Source organism: Nonomuraea sp. MG754425, assembly GCF_021699195.1.
In the GTDB taxonomy this organism is placed as follows: Bacteria; Actinomycetota; Actinomycetes; order Streptosporangiales; family Streptosporangiaceae; genus Nonomuraea.
Genome location: NZ_SSXE01000268.1, coordinates 10,533 through 12,219, shown reverse-complemented (window position 1 = coordinate 12,219; position 1,687 = coordinate 10,533). Strand labels below are relative to the sequence as shown.

Sequence of the window (1,687 nt, the reverse complement as noted above, 5' to 3'; positions counted from 1 at the left end):
CCCCCTCCTCCTCCGCCGCCCCCGCGCCCGGGTCGGACGACTCCGGCGGCTCGGCTGCCGAGCAGGCGGACGAGACACAGACTTCCTTCTTCCGGTCGCCGCCGTTCGCGCGCGCGGCCGAGTCCTCCGGCGAGCCCTCCGCGACCGGTAAGGCCGGTCCGGACGAGGCCGCCCCCGCCGAGACGGAGACGTCGCCGGCCAACGTCAGGCCGGTGGGCAAGCCCGCGCGGCCCGCCGCCGAGAGCACGCCCGGCCGGCCCTCGGCCCCCGCCCCCGGTGCCGCCGCCAAGCCCGGCCGGCCTGCCGCCAAGCCGGGGCAGCCCGGGGCGAAGGCGCCGGCGCGGCCCGCGCAGCCCGGTACGAAGCCCGGCGCCCGGCCGGGGGAGGCCGGTGGCGCCGCCGAGCGGCCCGAGGCCGGAGCGGGGCAGAGCCGTCCTGGGGCGGCGGGAGCCGGGCCCGGTCAGTCGGCCTCCTCGCCCGAGCAGGCCGGTGGGTCCGGGACCACGCCCGGCCGGTCCGCGGGGCCGGGTACCGGCTCCGGGCGGCCCGGTGGCAAGCCCGTCCAGGGTGGTCCGGCCGGTGGCGCCGCGCGGCCCGGTGCGGGTGGCGGCAAGCCCGTTCAGGGTGGTCCGGCCGAGGGTGTTGCGGCTGACGGCAAGTCGCGGACGAGCGGTGGGAAGGTCGCAGAGCCGTCCGGTGGCAGGTCCAGGCCGGTCGCCGGGCGCGATGACGACGACGAGGTGACGGGGTCCGACACGGCGCCGCAGCCGCGGGTGAGCGCGTCCGGACTGCCGGTGGAGCCGTCCGGTGGCTCCGGCAAGCGTCCGCCGGAGCGGCCCACGGGTTCGGAGACCGTGGTGCTGCCCGAGCGGCCGGCGTCCGCCGCCGAGTCGACCGCCAAGCCCAAGGGGCCGCTGCCCACGGGCAGCCCCGACAAGCCGGCCGTGCCCGGTAAGGGTGGGGCCGATCCTGAGAAGACCGCGTTCGTGCCCGGGAAGGGCGGGTCCGCCGCCGGTGCGGCGAGCGGGGCCGATCCCGAGCGGACCGCGTCCGTGCCGGGGAAGGGCGCGGCGGGGCGTCCGCCCGCGCCCAAGGCGGGCGTGTCCAAGGGGGAGCCGCCGAAGGGCGACGCGAGCGGCCCCAAGAGCGCTTCCAAGGACGGCTCGGCCAAGAGCGGTGCCGCGTCCGAGGCCGGGAGCCCGGAGAGCGAGGCGGGCGACGGGCAGGAGAAGGTCAAGGTCATCGTCGGCACCCGCCGCTACCACAGCACCTCCTGCCCGCTGATCCGGGGCGCGGGCGACACCGGCGTGGAGACGATGACGCTCAAGGTCGCGGAGGCGGCCGGGCTGACCAGTTGCTCGGTGTGCCAGCACGATCGCGAGACCGTCGCCTGACCGCGGCGGCCGGTGGCCGGAACACCACCCCGCACCCACCCGCCAGGGCATCCGCAGCGTAGACGGCCCGCCGCCCGGCAGACACCCACGGCGGTCGGGCCGATGGCCTGGCGAGTATCGCGGTTCCCGCGCCCGGAGGGTCTGCCCGTGCGGCAGGCGCCCGCGGCCGAGGTTGTTGCGGCTCTCGACGCCCGGACGGCGGTCACGATGTTGACGGTCTGCCATTGTGCCGAGGGCCCGTGGTTCGGGAGGAGGCCGCGGCGTCAGGGTCTGCGGGGGTGAGGGTTCGGCGG

1 pseudogene is annotated in these 1,687 nt (G+C 78.5%); it reads left to right on the top strand.

The window, feature by feature from the left end:
- Positions 1–1,394, top strand: a pseudogene (locus FAF44_RS48995) (hypothetical protein); the annotation flags it as partial.
- Positions 1,395–1,687 lie beyond the last annotated feature (293 nt).